Annotated in this window: 3 protein-coding genes; all 3 read left to right on the top strand. The window is 46.2% G+C overall.

The genetic code is table 11. The features are described from left to right. On the top strand, positions 1-713 hold a 713-nt coding region (locus CSQ79_RS26870; protein WP_099704159.1), incomplete at its 5' end, for an SDR family oxidoreductase. Continuing rightward, positions 710-1,255, top strand: coding sequence for a dTDP-4-dehydrorhamnose 3,5-epimerase (rfbC, locus tag CSQ79_RS26865; RefSeq protein ID WP_099704158.1), 546 nt, complete (start codon positions 710-712; stop codon positions 1,253-1,255). The genes CSQ79_RS26870 and rfbC, both read left to right, overlap by 4 nt. 2 nt (positions 1,256-1,257) lie before the next feature. Then, positions 1,258-1,528, top strand: a 271-nt coding sequence (locus tag CSQ79_RS26860) for a Gfo/Idh/MocA family oxidoreductase (protein WP_289501595.1), incomplete at its 3' end; no start/stop codon positions are given.

Here is a 1,528-nt window from a genome sequence, read left to right as displayed (position 1 = left end):
CAGGGGTAAGACGCTTTGTGTATATGTCGTCATGCAGTGTGTATGGTGTCGCCACAGGCGTTGATGTCACCGAAGAGTCTCCAGTCAATCCGCAAACTGCTTACGCTGAGTGTAAAACGCTTGTCGAACGCGATGTTCAAGCACTCGCCGATGATGATTTTTCGCCGACATTTATGCGCAATGCCACAGCATTTGGTGCCTCACCCAGAATGCGCTTTGATATTGTCCTCAATAACCTCGCCGGACTAGCATGGACGACTAATGAGATTAAGATGACTAGTGATGGTACTCCTTGGCGTCCTTTAGTTCATGCGCTTGATATTTGTCAGGCAATCATCTGTGCCTTAGAAGCGCCGCGCGACATTGTACATAACCAAATTTTTAATGTCGGGGACACGGCACATAACTATCGTGTCAAAGAAGTGGCAGAAATTATTGCGGATGTCTTTCCAGGATGCCAAGTCAGTTTTGGAGATAATGGTGCCGACAACCGCAGCTACCGTGTTTCCTTTGAGAAGATCAACACTCAACTACCAGGATTCAAATGCGAGTGGGATGCACAACGTGGTGCACAACAGCTATATAACGTATTTACTCAAATTGATATGTCAGAAGAAACCTTTTTATTTCGAGGTTTCACTCGCTTAAAACAATTGGAATACTTAATGCGCACGCAGCAAATAGACAAAGATTTCTATTGGAGAACAGCATGAAATTTACTCAAACACCTCTTAAAGGTGCATACATCATTGACATAGAAGAAAAACCAGATCATCGTGGTTTTTTTGCCCGCACCTACTGTGCCGAAGAATTTGCCGCACACGGGTTAAAAGCAACAGTAGCACAATGCAACTTGTCGTTTAACCATCACAAAGGAACGCTACGCGGGATGCATTATCAAGTCGCCCCTGCGTGTGAAACTAAACTTGTGCGTTGTATCTCTGGTGCAATTTATGACGTGATTGTTGATATGCGCCCACAATCACCAACGTACTTGCAACATATTGGTGTGGAGTTATCTGCTCAAAATCGCCGCGCGTTGTATGTCCCAGAAATGTTTGCCCACGGTTATCAAGCACTGACGGATGGTGCAGAAGTCGTCTATCAGGTTGGTGAGTTTTACACTCCAGGCTATGAGCGCGGGTTGCGTTATGATGACCCTGTTTTGGGGATTGATTGGCCAATCCCAGTCAGTGAGATTTCTGCTAAAGATGCTGCTTGGGCTTTGTTGGAACAGACTGTTATAGGAGTATAGGCATGATCATAATAGACAGCGCACTAAAAGCAAGAGCAGAAGCAGGAAAGCCAATCCGTGTGGGCATGATCGGCTCAGGATTCATGGGACGCGGGATTGCCAATCAAATCATCAACTCAGTTCCAGGTATGGAACTCGTAGCGATCGCCAACCGCAACGTCGAAAAAGCGCAACGCGCCTACAACGAAGCTGGAATAGACAACGTCCAATTCGTCAACAGCACCACTCAGCTCGAAGACGCAATTGCATCCAACAACTATGCCATCACTGATG

The sequence above is a fragment of the Gloeocapsopsis sp. IPPAS B-1203 genome, from assembly GCF_002749975.1.
Taxonomy (GTDB): Bacteria; Cyanobacteriota; Cyanobacteriia; order Cyanobacteriales; family Chroococcidiopsidaceae; genus Gloeocapsopsis.
The sequence above is the reverse complement of the archived record's forward strand: the minus strand, read 5'-3'. Positions and strand labels throughout refer to the sequence as shown.

Bases quoted from the DNA above. Each gene is read 5' to 3' on its own strand.
- rfbC (WP_099704158.1), top strand. From the start codon at position 710: ATGAAATTTACTCAAACACCTCTTAAAGGTGCATACATCATTGACATA.